Consider the following 15286-nt stretch of genomic DNA (forward strand, 5'->3'; position numbering starts at 1 on the left):
TTGCTAGCAGCAGGCGCTCGCTTTTTCCTTTTCGCACGAATGGTCGCAGCAGGGGCTGAGCGGCACGCCGTCCATGGATTCGGGAGCTTCCATGCTCGGATTCGGCTCCAAAGGTGCGAGGCCGAGTTCGCGGAGGAGTTTCATGTCCTCGTTGGCGCGGGGGTTGGCGGTGGTGAGCAGTTTGTCACCGTAGAAGATGGAGTTGGCACCAGCGAAGTAGGCGAGGGCCTGGGCTTCGCGACTGAGGTTCGTGCGGCCGGCGCTGAGGCGAACCTTGGCCTTCGGCACGGCGATGCGGGTGACGGCGATCATGCGGACGAAGGCGAAGGCATCGATGACCTCGTTGTCGCCCATCGGCGTGCCTTTGATGGGCATGAGGGCGTTGATCGGGATGCTTTCGGGCTGCGGATTGAAGTTGGAGATGACCTCCAGCATCTTCAGGCGGTCGTCGATGGTCTCGCCGAGGCCGAGGATGCCGCCGCAGCAGACGGACATGCCGGCGTCCTGCGCGTGGCGGATGGTGCGCAGGCGGTCCTCAAAGGTGTGCGTGCTGACGATGTTCGGGTAATGCTCGGGCGAGGTGTCCACGTTGTGGTTGTAGGCGGTGACGCCGGCTTCTTTGAGTTCGACGGCTTCGTCCGCACCGAGTTCGCCGAGGGTGACGCAGACTTCCATGCCGAGCTTGGAAACGTCATGCACGATGTCGAGCACCTGGTCGAATTTTTGGGTGCCTTTGCGCACGCCTTTCCATGCGGCGCCCATGCAGAAGCGCGTGGAGCCACTGGCACGGGCGGCGAGGGCGCGCTCCATGACCTGCTCCTTCGGCATGAGCTTCTCCGCCTGCACGCTGGTGGTGTAGCGGGCGCTTTGCGCGCAGTAGCCGCAGTCTTCGCTGCAACCGCCGGTCTTGATGCTGAGCAGGGTGCAGAGCTGGACCGAATTGTCCGTCCAATGCTCGTCATGCACGGCGCGGGCCTGCTTGAGGAGGTTGAAGAAGGGCTGGTGATAAATGCGGTGAAGCTCGGCGAAGGTCATAGGGCGTGGGATTGTTGGCGCAAATGGGCGAGATGCACGGGAAAAGTGCGGGTTGGAGTCGTCCTCGTCCTCCTACTCGTCCTTCGTCCTCGATTCTTCGGTGCCGCAATCAGCAGCGTGAGCGATTTGATCGAGGACGAGTTCGAGTAGGAGGACGAGGACGATTGATGAAGTGCAAGACAGACCATTTCGTTCCCGATTTGTCTCACCACCATGAACCGCCGCACATTCTTCCACCAAACGTCCGCGCTCGCCGCTGTCTCCGCTTTGCCAAAACTCCGCGCTGCCGATGCCGCGCAGAAAAAGCTCAAGGTGGCCGTTGTGGCGCTCGGTCGCGGCATGGGACATGTGCAGGCGCTGTTGAAGCTGCCGAATGTGGAGATCGCGTATGTGGCCGAGGTGGACCCGAAGCGGCTTGAAGCCGGCCTCAAGGTCATCAACGACACGCAGCAGGTGTCCTGCGTGGGAGTGAAGGACTTCCGCACCATCCTTGATGACAAGACGCTGGACGCGGTCTTCATCGCCACGCCGAATTTCTGGCACACACCCGCCGCGCTGCTCTGCATGCAGGCCGGGAAGCATGTGTATGTGGAAAAACCCGGCAGCCAGAACGCGCATGAGGCGGAGATGATCGTCGAAGCCTCGAAAAAATACGACCGCGTGGTGCAGATGGGCAATCAGCGCCGCACCTGGATGAAGGAGGCGATTGAAGCGCTGCACGGCGGTGCCATCGGCCCGGTGCGCTTTGGCCGTGGGTTTTACTACAACACGCGCAAATCCGTCGCCACGAACGAGAAGCCTGCGCCGCCGGACATCGACTACAACCTGTGGCAGGGTCCGGTGCCGGATGATGCGAAGCATGAGTTCAAGGCGCTGGCGCACTACGACTGGCACTGGTTCTGGCACTGGGGCAACGGCGAACTCGGTAACAACGGCATCCACACGCTGGACATTCTGCGCTGGGGCCTGAAGGGTGACTATCCGCTGCGCACGACCTACAACGGCGGCCGCTACTTTTACGACGACAAGCAGGAAACACCCGACACGGGCACGGCGGTCTATGATTTCGGCCACGCGGGCTGCGAGTGGGTGCAGAGCAGTTGTCATCCGCGTGCGGCGGAGAAGCCGCTCTCCGAAGTCATGTTCTACGGCGACAACGGCACCATGGCCGCAGGTCGCGACACCTGGACGATCTACGACCCCAAAGGCGTCGAGATCAGCAAGGGCAAAGGTGCGGGCGGCGGTGATCCCGCGCACATCGGCAACTTCCTCGACGCGATTCGTGGCGAGGCAAAGCTCAACAGTCCCATCGCCGAAGGTCAAAAAAGCACGATGATGTGCCACCTCGGCAACATGGCCTACCGCACGAACACGGTGGTGAAGTGTGATCCCAAGACCGGCAAGGTGCTCGACAACGCCGAAGCAATGAAGCTCTGGGGCCGCGAGGGTTACCGCAAAGGGTGGGATGTGAAGATTTGAATTGGTAGGGCGCTTGCTCCTGGCAAGCGCCGCCGCAGGCCGGTACGCTCCGTTCAAACGAAGAGACATTCGTGAACGAGTTGGCGTAACGCGGCGGGCTGAGGACAGCCCGCCCTACCTTGTCACTTCACACGCTCTTTGAGGATTTCGCGAAACGAGCGGCCATCAAGACTGAGATCAGCCAGCACGGCACGGCCGTTGAGCACGCGCACTTCGGCGATGATGCCTTGGGTGCTGCGGATGTTCTCAGCGAACCATTTGTCGGCCTCAGGGGCGAGTTTTTCGTTGATGTAGAAGCGCTCGAACGGCCACTCGATGCTGGTCTTCTCGCTATACACATAGCCTGACTTCAGGCGGATGTAATCGCCGCTGGTGGGAGGTGTGAGCGAGAGGTTGGTGATGGTGGCGAGGCCATCGGCACCCGTGGTGAGGGTGGCATAGACATGCGTGCCGCTTTCCAATTTCAGACCCGCAGGCACGCTGGCTTCACGTTGCTCCGGCCGCACCGCGAGATACCGGCCACGCAACGGATCGTAAGGGTCCGGGGCGCTGCATTTGAGCTTGATGAGCGTGCCTTGCGTGAGCGTCTGCTCATGCGTCCAGATTTGGGACAAGGGAGCGGCCCACTGGGCGAACGCGGCAATGGCGAAGATGATGAGGGGAAGGGCTTTCATGGCTGGAGGAGTTGTTTTGGGCGGGCAAGACGGCTCATGCAGATGTTAAAAGCCAGGAAGGCCACGCCGATGACAATGAAGGCCAGTCCTTTGGTGAGGAGTGACAGCTCGCTTTCAAACATGCGGGCGATGATGAGCACGCAGAGCAAGGCGGCTCCCAATCGAGGTGCGCCGCGCCTCCCGGTGAACTCCAGCACGATGAGCGTGATGCCGATGAGGGAAAGATGCAGCGTCATGAGCCAGGGCAGGACGGCCTGGGCCGCTTCGCCCATGACCAGGGTGAGCACAGGTGTGAGGGCGATGGAGGCGACGGACAAGACCGCCCAGCGGCGACGCAGGACCGCATGAACGGCAAAGGCGGCGATCATCGCGATGAGAACCCAGGTCCAGGGCACTTGCCAGGCCTCGCGAACCGCCTTGGCGAGCTCCTGGCCCATGTCCAGAAACGTGGCGACGACTCCAAACTGAAGAAGATGCAGGAAGCCGAGGACGATCTGCGGTTTGTGACGCGGTGCAGCATCGAGAGCAGATGAGGGCAGCGGAAACAGCGCCAGCATCGCGGAGGTGAGCACCCACAGCCAGAGCGTCACGTCAAAGTGGCCCCAGGAGTCCGCGAAATGCATCCTCGTGGCATAATGCGCCGCCGCACACAGGCCGCAGATGGCGCTGATCGTCATCACCCAGCGCAGCGTGGTGGACAGCGGACGCTCCAACTTCCACCCCGGCCAGAACGGGAAGAGACCGAGCAGCAGCAGCGGGTAGATCATCGGACTGGCATGCCAGGGCTGATGTCCCCACACCTGATGAATGCTCCATTCCGCAATGCCGATGAGGTAGAAGATGGCCACGGAGCTCGAATTCATCACCCACACGAGCGGGAGGCTGAGCAGGCACCACCAGAAGAGAAAATCCGGCCACTCGCCACCCAAGTTGTAGATCTGCGAGACGAGAGCGATGCAGGCTCCCGTGCAAAGCGCCTGAAGCAGCGCCGCTGTCTCGCGCACCCAGGCTGCGGCAGCGTCTCCACGCAGCATCACCCGCAGGCTGAACAACTGACTGAGCAGCAGCGGCAGAAAGGCGAACACCAGCCGCATTGGCCGCGAGAAGTCGTCCCAGTTGAAGCCGATGATGGTGATCAAACCGGTGCCAATCAGTAGCGCACCGAGTGAACCCATGATGATTTGTGCGGCCCCAGGCTGTGAGGCATCCACCGCATGCCGCTCGCGCAAGGTGCGTGATGCGTCCTTGGTAAGAAGGCCTTCACTTTCCCACTTCGGGAGTTGTTCGAGGAGCCAGCGGTGGTGGGAGGTGTTCATGGCGGGAGGGAAGGAGCGCGGCGAGTGTGTGCGAATCGGAAACGCGTGACGAATTGATTAACTGGATGGTGGGATTGAGGAAAGCGATGCAGATTGATCGTCCGAATGGGGCTTGCCCGACAAAAGGGAAATGGTGGCTAAGTGCCAAACCGCAGCAGCGGCAATGGCTCCCATGACAGCTCCAAAGCCAAGACTTATTGTCCAGTCTTCAACAATTCTTGTGGATGGCGAAGCACGGCTTTGGATTGCGACCAACTGAGGTTTGTTGGGATCACCACCCTCCATGCGTCCGGCCATTTCCTTCTGCCAAGCCATGACCTCATCGAGCAATGCATCGAGATAAACGCGAGTGAACTTCGGCTCTCGGCCTGTAGCGAGGATATTGAAGACGGCACTGCCTTTGGCCTGCGCTACACGAAATTCTAATTTGGTTTCTTTTGGCTCGGGATTCAGAGCCCTCACGCGTTCCAATGCGCGACGCCTCATCTCGGAAGACTCCAAAACTTCGATGATGACACGAGCATGATCTTCCGCAGCAGCGACATAGCTGTCTTCTGCTTGGGGCCAATTCGTTGCCACAACAACTGCCAACGAGTGGTACTCCTGCGATCTGATTGCTAACCGCAAGGTTTGAACTGCTATGCCAACTGCTGCCCCAATAGCAGCACAGGCCAACACGGTGATTCGTGCGGCACTGTGTTTGATACTCATGTTCATATTCCGCCAGAATGGTCACCGCATAGCAAGAAGAAAGGCGGAGGGGTTGCCTCCGCCTTGGAAAGAATCAGAGATACCGCACAGAGGATTGCCTTCGGCGCGCTTCGCGAGGTGCGGACCACTTTGGCCGGCTCACTTCGCCTCGGGCTTGATCTTGCCTTTGTCTTCGAGCGTGTGCTTGAACTTCTCGGTCTTGGGATCGACGACGGCGCGGACGTAGCCTTGGTTGGGATTGAGGGCTTTGAAGTTTTGATGGTAGTCCTCGGCTGGGTAGAATTTCTTCAGCGGGGCGATCTCGGTGGCGATGGGGTCTTTCCAGTTCTTCTGGGCAACGGTCTTGGAGGCTTCGGCGATCTGTTTCTGCGCATCGCTGGTGTAGAAGATGGCGGAGCGGTACTGCGTGCCGTAGTCGTTGCCTTGGAAGGCGGTGCCTTTGGGCAGGAGCTTGCCGTGCTTGACCATGTCTTCTTTTGTCACGCTGGTGGGATCATGGGTGTCCCAAAAGAGATCGATGATTTCTTTGTAGGTGATGACGGCGGGGTCGAACTCGATCTGAATGACCTCGGCGTGGCCGGTGTCGCCAGTGCAGATGTCCTCATAAGTCGGGTTCTCGGTTTTGCCGCCGGCGTAGCCGCTGACGACTTTCTTGACGCCTTTGACGAGAAGGTACTGCGCCTCGACACACCAGAAGCAGCCGCCGCCGATGATGGCGGTTTCGGTTTTGGCGGCGGGGGCGTCAGCAGCGGAAGAGGTTGGGGCAAGAGAAGCCATGAGGAAGGTGGTGAGGAGGGTGAGCGCGGTTTTCATGACGTGGATACGAACGAATGGGACGGTTGAGTCAATCATCCGTCGAGTGAGAAGTGAAACTTTCGGCGGAATTCCCGGCAAGATGGTTTTTCCATGAGAAACGCGGTGTTGGGAAGGAAGTCAGACTCGTGCTTTCCTGTCCCCCTGCGGTGTTTATGCTGACCCAATGGACGAAATCTCAACTCTCTGCGCCCGTGTGGGCGAAACAAAGCTGCGCAGCATGGTGACGGCGTTTTACCGGCGTGTACAGGTGGATGACGTGATCGGAAAGATGTATCCGCCGGACGACTGGGCGGGAGCGGAGAAGCGGCTGGCTGATTTCATCGTGTATCGCTTCGGCGGGCCGCAGACCTACATCGAGGAGCGGGGACATCCGCGTTTGAGAGGGAGGCACATGCCGTTTGCCATTGGCGAGGCGGAGCGGGATCGTTGGATGAAGCTGATGAGCGAGGCGATGGAGGAGGTGTCGATTTCGCCGGAGGAAGGCGCGGTCATTGGGACATTTTTCGCGCAGGTGGCGGACATGATGCAAAACCGGGCCTAATGAAACGCTGCTTGTCAGGCAGTGATGCCACAGGATGGTGAAGGCATGAAACGAAAGCTCTCTCTCACCTTGAGCGCGGTGGCGCTGCTGCCCGCATGCATGATTTTGGATGTGACACAGCTGAGCAACGAGCCGGTGGATTTTGTGAGCGACGTGAAGCCGATTTTGGAGTCGCGCTGTCTGGAGTGTCATCACAGCCGGTATGTGTTCGCAGGATTGAACCTGGAGACGAAGAAGCTGGCGATGAAGGGCGGGCGCAGCGGGCCAGTGATCGTGCCGGGAGCGCCGCACAAGAGCCTGCTGCATAAAGTGCTGCTGCTGGGACATGAAAATCCCATCGCCATGCCGCCGACCCCGGAAAAACTGGAGCGCGAGCACGAGCAGATCATTCACGACTGGATTCTTCAGGGTGCGGACTGGCCGGACGGCGTGCGCCTGGTGCCGCCGCAGGATTGGAAACGCGAACGTTCATAACAACTCATGGAAAAGACCCCGGTCCTGGTGCTGGCCCCGCTGCCAGATTTTTTGATGGAGCCGCTGCGTGCGGCGCATGTGTGTCATGATTATTTCCATGCGTCAGACAAAGACGCGCTCCTGGCCGAGGTGGGCACACAGATTCGCGGAATCGTGATGGCGGGCGGCAGTGTCTCGCCGGTCGCGCTGCTGGAAAAACTGCCGAAACTGGAAATCATCAGTATGTTCGGCGTCGGTTATGATAACGTGCCCGTCGATTGGTGCCGCGCACATAACGTTCGCGTGACGAACACACCTGACGTGCTCACGGAGGATGTAGCGGACACGGCGAGCGCACTGGTGCTGATGACCAGCCGCCGTTTGATCGCGGCAAACCGTTATCTGCATGCGGGTTCGTGGACGCAGGGGCCGTTTCCACTGGCGCATGCGTTGCGGGGGAAGCTGGCGGGCATTGTGGGGCTTGGGCGTATCGGCAAGGCGATCGCGCAACGGCTGGAAGCGCACGGGATGAAGATCGCGTATCACGGTCGCACGCGGCAGGAGGTGAGCTGGGAGTTTTTAGACTCGCTGATCGAACTGGCGCGCGTGGCAGATTTTTTAATCGTCGCGTGTCCGGGCGGGGCAAAGACGAAGCATCTGATCAACGCACAGGTTTTGGAAGCGTTGGGAGCGAAAGGCACGCTGATCAACATCGCGCGCGGCTCGGTGGTCGATGAGGCGGCGCTGATCGTGGCGTTGCAACGCGGCACGATTCGTGGTGCGGGCCTGGATGTGTTTGAACATGAGCCGCAGGTGCCATCGGCGCTGATGCAGTGCGAGAACGCCGTGCTGCTGCCGCATCTGGGCAGCGGGACGCATGAAACGCGGCGTCAGATGGCCCGGCTGGTGGTGGAGAATCTCGCAGCGCATGTCAGCGGGAAGGCGCTGCTGACGCCGGTGTGCTGATCCTTGGATTCTTGGCTGAAAGGCTGCTTGCCCTTCATGCGTGAGCCACTAATTAGATTCATGGGCAAAATCATCCTTGGAGCCTTCCTCGCCGCCATCGCTGTCTTCGCATGGGAGGCGTTGTCATGGACAACGCTCGGATGGCATGAAAACGGTTTTCGGTCATTTCGCAATGAAGAGACCATGTCGGAAGTGATCAAGGCGAACGTGACGTCAGGACACGGCATTTACATGCTGCCGTCGATGGGAGATGCGCCGAAACTGGCCACCGCCGAGGAAAAGAAAGCATTCGAGGAAAAGCAGATCCAAGCGATGGAAGACGGGCCGTATGTGTATGCGATCATCCGTCCGGGTAAAGCCGAGATCAGCATGGGGAAAAACATGATCCTGAGCTTCGTGCGTAATTTGATCTGTGCATTTTTGATCGCGGCGCTGCTATCACAGACCGCGTTGTTTTATCCGGCGCGGATCGCCTTCGTGGCGGCGGCGGGATTGTTTGCGGGATTGACCTGCGATCTGCCGATGTGGATCTGGATGGAAAGTCCAGGGCGGGACACGATTGTGAACATCGCGGATCATCTGATCATGTGGATCATCGGCGGCGCGGTGCTGGGGATTTTTGTGGGCAAAGATCCGGTGGCGGAGCGCTGAGCGCAGGCTTCAGACGCCCAGCCCGGCCGTCTTCAAAACGGCTGCGACCACCTCAGCAGGCGGGATCTTCGTCATGCAGTCGTAATGGCCGAAGGGACACTCACGCTCGAAGCATGGACTGCACGGAACCTTGTGCTGGATCACGATGTGGCGGTTGCCCAGCGGACCGGTTTCAATGGGGCAGGTGGAGCCGAAGATGCTGACGGTGGGAATGCCGAGCGCGGCGGCCAGATGCATGGTGCCTGTGTCGTTGGTGAGCAGGAGCTGGCATTCACGCAGCTTTGCGATGAGCTCGGAGAGCCGTGTTTTGCCGACAAAGTTCTCATGCGGCGCTTGGAGCATCACCGAGAGCTTTTCGCCCATGTCCTTCTCACCCGGAGCGCCGAACAACTGCCAGCGGAACTGCGCATGCTGTGCGGAGATTTGATTCACCACCTCGGCGAAACGCTCCAACGGCCAGCGTTTGGCGGGACCGTACTCCGCACCGGCGCAGATACCGACGCGGATGGTGCCGTCGGTTGATCCTGGCGGTGATCCGGCATCCCACAGGCCCGCTTGTTCGACATCGGCACCGATGCGTCGAGCCAGGAACATATACAGGTGGGCATGATGCTTGCTCGGAAAGCCGGCTCTAGGCTCGCGAACCAGATGCGTGAGCAATCTGGCACGGAAGGAGCCTTTGAAGCCAATCCGGTGCGGAATGCCCGCCAGCCAGATCTCCAGGGTGCTGCGTGTCGAGTTCGTGCAGAGGAGGGCGGCATCGAAATGAACGCCGGTGGCCTTGATGCGTTTGGCAACGGCGAAAAGACCCTCCTTGACCGGCTTGGCGATGTAACGCGAGACTTCGGGCATCGAGAGCCACAGTTCTTCGAGTTTGTCCGGGCCGAACACGGTGATTTTCATGTCGGGGCGCCCGCGTTTGATGGCACGCACCATGGGGAAGGCCATGCAGGCATCGCCAAGCCAGTTGGGGCTGCGAATGAGCAGCTCGAAGGGCTGCAGATGATCCTGGTCATAGCCGGCAGGAAAAGCGACTCCACGACGGTAGCCCGGAAGCAGGAAGTTGGGATTGGGTGTTTTCCATCGCTCATGAACCCAGAACCAGCTCTCGGGCTGCTGGCGGATGAGGCGCTCGACGGTGCGGTTGATGTCAGCCGTGACACCACTGATGGTGGGTTTGGTTTCACTCGTGATGAGCGGTCCGTCACAAACAAAGCGCCAGCGTGCGGGACCGTCATCATAGACCATCATGGGCAAAATCACGGCGTTGGTGCGCAGAGCGCACAGCGCCACGATGTTCGTGGTGGATGCAAGACGGTCGAAGAACGGGCACCACAGCCCATGATAGCCCGCGTGCTGGTCCACGAGGATGCCGAGCATGCCCATGTCACGCACATGACTGATGGGCGCGTTGAAGCCTTCCTGGCGGTCGAAGAGCTTATAGCCCAGCTTTTCACGCCGACGCAGCACGAGGACGTTCAGATACGGATTGCGCAGCGACTGGTAGATGCTGGCCGGCTTGTGGCCGAAGACGTAGAGCGCGGGCACCTGCGTCATGATTTCCCAGCAGCTCGCATGCATGATAGGATGCAGCAGCGGGCGGCCTGCATCGAAGGCCTCCTTGAGATGATGCATGCCTTCCACCTTCACTCGCTGCGCCACATCCGCCTCCCTCATCAGCGGCAGCTTGAAACCGCACAGCATGTTCGCAAAGAGGCTGGCGAAATGCTCGCGGGCGATGCGGCGGCGCTCCGATTCGCTTTTCTCACGGCCAAAGGCGATGCACAGGTTGTTCAGCGCGAGTTTGCGATAGTTGCCGGCTAGAAAATAAGCTGCGGTGCCAAGCATGCGCCCCGCATGCCAGATTACGATGAGCGGCAGCAGCCACAAAACGCCTTCAACGCACCGAAACAGCGCGTAAACCATCCACTGCCCGGTGCGTGTGAGGATACTGGCGGAGTCCTTGGCGCTTCCCATGGGTTTTCTATGCCGCAACGCCATCGCACGCGCAACCGTTCATGCGAGATCACGCAATGAGGCTTCGTTTGGCGTTGCATGAAATGGATCGTTCTGCTGCTGCTGCTCTGTCCGCTGTTAAACGCGGCGCCCTCAAAACCGAGCATTGTATTCATCATCGCCGACGATCTCGGCTGGGCGGATGTGGCGTTTCACGGCGGCAATGCGCCCACGCCGCACCTCGACCAACTGGCGAAAGAAGGCGTGGAGCTCACGCATCACTACGTCGCACCGGTTTGCAGCCCCACACGCACGGGATTGATGACCGGCCGCTGCTGGAGCCGTTTCGGCGTCACCACCCCACAAAACAACCGAGCGCTGCCTTGGGACACAGTCACGCTGCCGCGGGCGTTGAAATCCGTCGGCTACGAGACCTGCATCACCGGCAAATGGCATCTCGGCTCGAAGCCGGAGTGGGGGCCGAATCATTTCGGCTTTGATCACAGCTATGGCTCGCTAGCGGGCGGTGTCGGGCCGTGGGATCATCGCTACAAGACAGGCCCGTTCTCCGAGACGTGGCATCGCAATGAGAAGCTGATCACGGAAACCGGCCATGTGACCGACTTGATCACGAAAGAGGCCTGTGCATGGCTTACGCAGCGCAAGGACGCGCCGTTCTTCCTCTATGTGCCGTTTACTGCCGTGCATTTGCCGGTCAAAGAGCCACAGGAATGGCTGACGAAGGTGCCTGCGAGCTTCGCCGGTAATCTGCCGCGTCATTACGCCGCGTGCATCATGCATCTCGACGACGCGGTCGGAAAAATCGTCTCCACACTCGAAAAGACCGGCCAGCGGGAAAACACGTTGGTCATTTTCACCAGTGACAACGGTGGCAGCAATGCGGAAAACAACGGCCAGACCTATCCGGCGGATGATTATCCCACCGGTCCGCTGCCAGCCAGCAACCAGCCGCTGCACGGCCAGAAAGGCAGCGTTTACGAGGGTGGCACACGGGCGCCCTGCATCGCAAGCTGGCCCGGCCGGCTCAAGGCGGGCCAACACGACGCGCCGGTGCAGATCATCGACTGGATGCCGACGTTCTGCACTCTCGCCGGTTTCAAGGCGGAGACGGATTTGAAGTGGGATGGCGTGAATCTCTGGCCGCAGCTTGCCGAAGACGTGAAACCGCCGGTGAGGTCGATTTACACCGTTGCTCCGGGATTCAAATCGCGATCATTCCGTGTGGGCGATCTCAAGCTGGTGCTGCAAACCAAGAACAACGCTGAAAAGGCCGAGCTTTACGACCTCGCCAGCGATCCCAACGAAAGCAAAGACCTCGCGACGCAACTGCCCGCGAAAGTCGCCGAGTTGCAGGCCGCTCTCGCCGTTTATGCCAAGGCGGACAAGGATGCCGTGGCGAACGATTGAGGCACTCACTGTTTGAAAACAAAACGGGCGGCATGTCTGCCGCCCGTCCTGGGTTGAATTGAATGAGAGCTGCGTGGAATCCTATTTCTCCACCCAGCGCACTGCTTCCATGAGCAGTTCGCGTGCAGAGGCGAGGCCAAGTTTCTGGCGGATGTTCGCCTTGTGAGCATCGACTGTCTTGGCGCTGAGGCCGAGTTTTTCGGCGATGCTGTGTGAATCGAAGCCGCGCCCGACCATCTCGAAGATTTCGAGCTGACGGTCGCTCAGCATGCGGGCGGGTTCGCCACGCGAACCACCACGCGGACCACCGCCGGAGACGATGCTGCCGAGCAAGGAAGCGCTGAAGAAGAACGAGCCGGCAGCCACCTGGCGGAGGCCCTGCAGCACACGGGTGCTGGGCTCACCCTTCATCACATAGCCCATGGCACCGGCACGCAGGCAACGCTCGGCGTACACATTTTCATCATGCATCGAGTAAACCAAGATCTGCATGTTCGGATGGCTGGCACGCAGCTTTTTGATGAGATCCACACCACTGCGGTCCTTCAAAGTGATGTCGAGGACCACAACGTCCGGTTTGAGTTTGGCGATCTGCTGAAGCGCTGTGTTGGCGTCTTCAGCACTGCCCACGACCTGCATGTCTTCCTGCTGGTCGATCAGTTTCTTAAGCCCTTCGATAACGATAGGGTGGTCGTCGAGTATATAGATTTTGCTTTTCACGGTGGACTTAGGTGACTCATATTGAGAGTAATGTCAAGCCGACGTTCTTAAGCAAGCTTGAGCGGAAACTGGCAGGTCACACGCACTCCTTTGCCTTTCAATGTTTGAAGTCGTAGTTCGCCATTGATCAAATGTGCGCGGTGTTCCATCACCCGCAGACCGATGCCGTCACTGGAGGGCTTGTTTTGGCCGGTAGGGAAGCCCGGACCGTTGTCGCTGATGTCCAGGATACCGTGCGTGGTGGACTTGTGACGGAGGCTGATCCGCAGCTTCGTGGCGCCGCCATGCCGGATGGCGTTGTTGACCGCCTCCTGGGCGATGCGGAAGAGGTGTATCTCCGCCTCCTGACCCACGACGGGTGGAGGATCATCGATCTGGCAGGTGCATTCACGGCGGAAATTCTCCCGCACTGTCTCTGCGATCAGCATAAGGCCTCCAGCCAGGCCGCGGTTCTTCACCGCCGCAGGCGACAGGCCGTGTGACAGCCGTCGTGTCTCGGTGATGGCCGTTTTCACCAGTTCATGAATGCGTCTGGCGTCCTTCTGTTCTTCGCCCGCCAGCCGACTTTCCAACGCTTCCACCAGCGACGCAATGCCCGTCAGAGTCTGGCCGATGCCATCGTGCAGGTCATGCCCGATGCGGATGTGCTCCTGCTCCGCCACGCGGATGACCTCCACCTCCAATTTCCGCCGCTCGGTGACGTCCGTGCCGGTGGTGACCAAAAAGTCGATGCTGCCGTCCGGCTTGTTCACAGCGGTGGATTCGCTTTCGATGTAGCGCGTCTCACCACTGCGGGTGCGCATCGGAATGATGGCAGAGACCTTTCCCGCACCCTGGGTCAAGGCTTGGAAACGCTGGCGCGAAGGACCGATCTCCTCCGGTCCCATCACCGGCACCATCCACACCGACTTCCCCTTCACCTCCTTCAATTTGAAGCCAAAGAGCTTTTCCGCCGCCGCATTCACGCGCACGATGGCACCATCGGCGGACAGGAGCCCGATGGCGACGGGAGCGTGATCGATCAGAATCTTGTTCAAGTCCGATTCACGCTTCAGCGCGGCTTCAGTCCTCTTTCGTTCGGTGATGTCCGTGAGAATCAGCATGCCTTGGTGGAAATCCTTTTTCTCTCCATGAAGACAAGAGGCTCCGACCATCACCTCCACCTTCTCGCCATCCCGTCTTTCCAGCGTGGTGTCCACATTCAGCGGCGTTTTGGCGCTACTTTTCAGCGAGCGCAGCAGCTTGTGCATCCCCACACGGACACCCGGCGCGGTCACATCGAGCACACCCAGCCGCAGCAGGGTGCTTGGTTCGTATCCAAGCATGCTGCAAACCGCCGGATTGGCCTCAACAATGTGGAACTTGCTGTCAAAGACCAGCACCCCGGCGGTGTTGGATTGAAACAGGTTGTGGCAGCGTGCTTGTGTCGCACGCAACGCGCTCTCCGCCTCCACCAGCGGTGTGATGATGTTCACCATGCCGATCTCGGAAATCACCCCCTTCTCATCGCTCTCAAACGGACGCATGTGGGCCAGAATCCACTCGTAACCACCCTTCTTGCGTTGCACGCGCACCCGCATGGTTTGCACATTCCCCCCATTCCCTTCCAGCACACGGCGGTGCGCGGCGGTAAACTCCTCCAGATCATCGGGATGAATGATGCTGAACCAGCCATCTTTGCGCTTCTCGATTTCTCCCGCCTTGTAGCCATACAGGCCAGACACGTGCTCCTGGCCCAGCACGAAGCGCTGGGCACGATGATCGTAGAGGTAAAAGGCCTGCTGCGGGGCGTTCAGCAGCACCATCGCCAGCTTCTCCAGCCGCACGGCCTTCTCCTCCAGCTCATGCAATTCCTCCAAGGTCATGCCAAGGTCAGCGCTGCGCTGGCGGGCCTGCGGCCTTTTGCCCGCTTTCTTCTTCGCTGGTGGAGGTGAAGCTCGCTTCATGGGTGGGTTCCGTACTGGCAGAGAGAAGCCGACAACCACTCTCAGGGCCAGTGCCATTTTCAGACTCGTCCCCAAGATCTCAATTTCCCAGCCGTGGAGCTTCTCCGGAACCCTCCCACCATGAAACGCATCATCCACTCCGACACCACCACGCTGGGTTTTCAAATCGCCCCCATGATCGATGTCGTCTTCGTCATCATGCTGTTCTTCATGGTGGTGACCGGCACCGTGAAGGTGGAGAGTGCGTTGAACACCAAGCTCCCTTCTCCTGGCGACACGCTTGTCAAACTGCCCGTCGATGAAATCACCATAGGCATCCTCGAAGACGGCACGGTCACCATGAACGAGGAGGCATTCGACTCACCGCGAGACAAAACACTTCCCGCGCTCACTCAAACCCTGCGTCGCCTGGCCGCATCGTCATCGCAGCAACAATCCGTGCTCGTCACCATCCAGGCCGAAGAACAGACCAGCTACGAACGCGTGATCGATGTGCTCAACTCCCTGCACAAAGCGCAGATTCAAAACGTGACCTTCACGGTGGGTGAGCAGGCGCTTTAAGCTCCGCCGACAGTCTCAGGCGCCAGCGTGCGT

General features: G+C 59.7%; 15 protein-coding genes. 7 read left to right on the forward strand and 8 right to left on the reverse strand.

Annotation, left to right across the window (positions count from 1 at the left end; translation table 11 throughout):
* Positions 1-3: 3 nt before the first annotated feature.
* The gene (bioB, locus tag U1A53_RS06495; RefSeq protein WP_322279752.1) at positions 4-1035 is read right to left on the reverse strand and encodes a biotin synthase BioB; all 1032 of its coding nucleotides are present in this window, start codon (positions 1033-1035) and stop codon (positions 4-6) included.
* 213 nt (positions 1036-1248) lie between these two features.
* On the opposite strand from bioB, the gene U1A53_RS06500 reads away from it, so the two are divergent.
* Positions 1249-2514: a Gfo/Idh/MocA family oxidoreductase gene (locus U1A53_RS06500; protein ID WP_322279753.1), complete on the forward strand. Its 1266-nt coding sequence runs from the start codon at positions 1249-1251 to the stop codon at positions 2512-2514.
* A 122-nt stretch (positions 2515-2636) separates the two neighbouring features.
* Here U1A53_RS06500 and U1A53_RS06505 read toward each other — a convergent pair whose 3' ends face one another.
* From U1A53_RS06505 to msrA, 4 genes are all read right to left on the reverse strand, one after another.
* Positions 2637-3188 (reverse strand): GDYXXLXY domain-containing protein, encoded by a 552-nt coding sequence (locus tag U1A53_RS06505; protein ID WP_322279755.1) that lies wholly within the window; start codon positions 3186-3188, stop codon positions 2637-2639.
* Entirely contained in the window at positions 3185-4504 is a 1320-nt protein-coding gene (locus U1A53_RS06510) for a DUF2157 domain-containing protein (RefSeq protein WP_322279756.1), read from the reverse strand. The genes U1A53_RS06505 and U1A53_RS06510 overlap by 4 nt, the downstream gene beginning before the upstream one ends.
* A 57-nt stretch (positions 4505-4561) precedes the next feature.
* Complete coding sequence (locus U1A53_RS06515) at positions 4562-5221, reverse strand: hypothetical protein (protein ID WP_322279757.1); 660 nt, start codon at positions 5219-5221, stop codon at positions 4562-4564.
* A 132-nt stretch (positions 5222-5353) separates the two neighbouring features.
* A complete protein-coding gene (msrA, locus tag U1A53_RS06520; RefSeq protein ID WP_322279758.1) occupies positions 5354-6028 on the reverse strand; it encodes a peptide-methionine (S)-S-oxide reductase MsrA in 675 nt (224 codons plus the stop codon).
* A 166-nt stretch (positions 6029-6194) separates the two neighbouring features.
* On the opposite strand from msrA, the gene U1A53_RS06525 reads away from it, so the two are divergent.
* The 4 genes from U1A53_RS06525 to U1A53_RS06540 are packed head-to-tail and all read left to right on the forward strand — an operon-like array spanning position 6195 to position 8642.
* Complete coding sequence (locus U1A53_RS06525; RefSeq protein WP_322279760.1) at positions 6195-6572, forward strand: globin; 378 nt, start codon at positions 6195-6197, stop codon at positions 6570-6572.
* Positions 6573-6617: 45 nt separating this feature from the next.
* A complete protein-coding gene (locus U1A53_RS06530; RefSeq protein ID WP_322279761.1) occupies positions 6618-7046 on the forward strand; it encodes a c-type cytochrome domain-containing protein in 429 nt (142 codons plus the stop codon).
* Between the two features lie 6 nt (positions 7047-7052).
* Positions 7053-7991 (forward strand): 2-hydroxyacid dehydrogenase, encoded by a 939-nt coding sequence (locus tag U1A53_RS06535; RefSeq protein ID WP_322279762.1) that lies wholly within the window; start codon positions 7053-7055, stop codon positions 7989-7991.
* 60 nt (positions 7992-8051) lie between these two features.
* Entirely contained in the window at positions 8052-8642 is a 591-nt protein-coding gene (locus tag U1A53_RS06540; protein ID WP_322279764.1) for a hypothetical protein, read from the forward strand.
* 9 nt (positions 8643-8651) lie between these two features.
* Here the strand turns inward: U1A53_RS06540 and U1A53_RS06545 are convergent, their stop codons facing one another.
* Complete coding sequence (locus tag U1A53_RS06545) at positions 8652-10619, reverse strand: glycosyltransferase family 9 protein (RefSeq protein WP_322279765.1); 1968 nt, start codon at positions 10617-10619, stop codon at positions 8652-8654.
* 78 nt (positions 10620-10697) lie between these two features.
* On the opposite strand from U1A53_RS06545, the gene U1A53_RS06550 reads away from it, so the two are divergent.
* On the forward strand, positions 10698-12026 hold the full coding sequence (locus tag U1A53_RS06550; protein ID WP_322279767.1) for a sulfatase-like hydrolase/transferase: 1329 nt from the start codon (positions 10698-10700) through the stop codon (positions 12024-12026).
* An 81-nt stretch (positions 12027-12107) separates the two neighbouring features.
* On the opposite strand, the gene U1A53_RS06555 is transcribed toward U1A53_RS06550, so the two are convergent.
* Positions 12108-12746, reverse strand: coding sequence for a response regulator transcription factor (locus U1A53_RS06555; protein ID WP_322279769.1), 639 nt, complete (start codon positions 12744-12746; stop codon positions 12108-12110).
* Positions 12747-12793: 47 nt separating this feature from the next.
* On the reverse strand, positions 12794-14692 hold the full coding sequence (locus U1A53_RS06560; protein ID WP_322279771.1) for a PAS domain S-box protein: 1899 nt from the start codon (positions 14690-14692) through the stop codon (positions 12794-12796).
* Between the two features lie 120 nt (positions 14693-14812).
* Between U1A53_RS06560 and U1A53_RS06565 the strand changes: the two genes are divergently transcribed.
* A complete protein-coding gene (locus U1A53_RS06565; RefSeq protein ID WP_322279773.1) occupies positions 14813-15253 on the forward strand; it encodes a biopolymer transporter ExbD in 441 nt (146 codons plus the stop codon).
* Positions 15254-15286 lie beyond the last annotated feature (33 nt).

The sequence above is a fragment of the Prosthecobacter sp. genome (assembly GCF_034366625.1).
Lineage (GTDB): Bacteria > Verrucomicrobiota > Verrucomicrobiia > Verrucomicrobiales > Verrucomicrobiaceae > Prosthecobacter.

Excerpts from the sequence above, each read along its gene's own strand:
- bioB (WP_322279752.1), bottom strand. The coding sequence starts at position 1,035 with ATGACCTTCGCCGAGCTTCACCGCATTTATCACCAGCCCTTCTTCAAC.
- U1A53_RS06500 (WP_322279753.1), top strand. The coding sequence starts at position 1,249 with ATGAACCGCCGCACATTCTTCCACCAAACGTCCGCGCTCGCCGCTGTC.
- U1A53_RS06505 (WP_322279755.1), bottom strand. The coding sequence starts at position 3,188 with ATGAAAGCCCTTCCCCTCATCATCTTCGCCATTGCCGCGTTCGCCCAG.
- U1A53_RS06510 (WP_322279756.1), bottom strand. The coding sequence starts at position 4,504 with ATGAACACCTCCCACCACCGCTGGCTCCTCGAACAACTCCCGAAGTGG.
- U1A53_RS06515 (WP_322279757.1), bottom strand. The coding sequence starts at position 5,221 with ATGAACATGAGTATCAAACACAGTGCCGCACGAATCACCGTGTTGGCC.
- msrA (WP_322279758.1), bottom strand. The coding sequence starts at position 6,028 with ATGAAAACCGCGCTCACCCTCCTCACCACCTTCCTCATGGCTTCTCTT.
- U1A53_RS06525 (WP_322279760.1), top strand. The coding sequence starts at position 6,195 with ATGGACGAAATCTCAACTCTCTGCGCCCGTGTGGGCGAAACAAAGCTG.
- U1A53_RS06530 (WP_322279761.1), top strand. The coding sequence starts at position 6,618 with ATGAAACGAAAGCTCTCTCTCACCTTGAGCGCGGTGGCGCTGCTGCCC.
- U1A53_RS06535 (WP_322279762.1), top strand. The coding sequence starts at position 7,053 with ATGGAAAAGACCCCGGTCCTGGTGCTGGCCCCGCTGCCAGATTTTTTG.
- U1A53_RS06540 (WP_322279764.1), top strand. The coding sequence starts at position 8,052 with ATGGGCAAAATCATCCTTGGAGCCTTCCTCGCCGCCATCGCTGTCTTC.
- U1A53_RS06545 (WP_322279765.1), bottom strand. The coding sequence starts at position 10,619 with ATGGGAAGCGCCAAGGACTCCGCCAGTATCCTCACACGCACCGGGCAG.
- U1A53_RS06550 (WP_322279767.1), top strand. The coding sequence starts at position 10,698 with ATGAAATGGATCGTTCTGCTGCTGCTGCTCTGTCCGCTGTTAAACGCG.
- U1A53_RS06560 (WP_322279771.1), bottom strand. The coding sequence starts at position 14,692 with ATGAAGCGAGCTTCACCTCCACCAGCGAAGAAGAAAGCGGGCAAAAGG.
- U1A53_RS06565 (WP_322279773.1), top strand. The coding sequence starts at position 14,813 with ATGAAACGCATCATCCACTCCGACACCACCACGCTGGGTTTTCAAATC.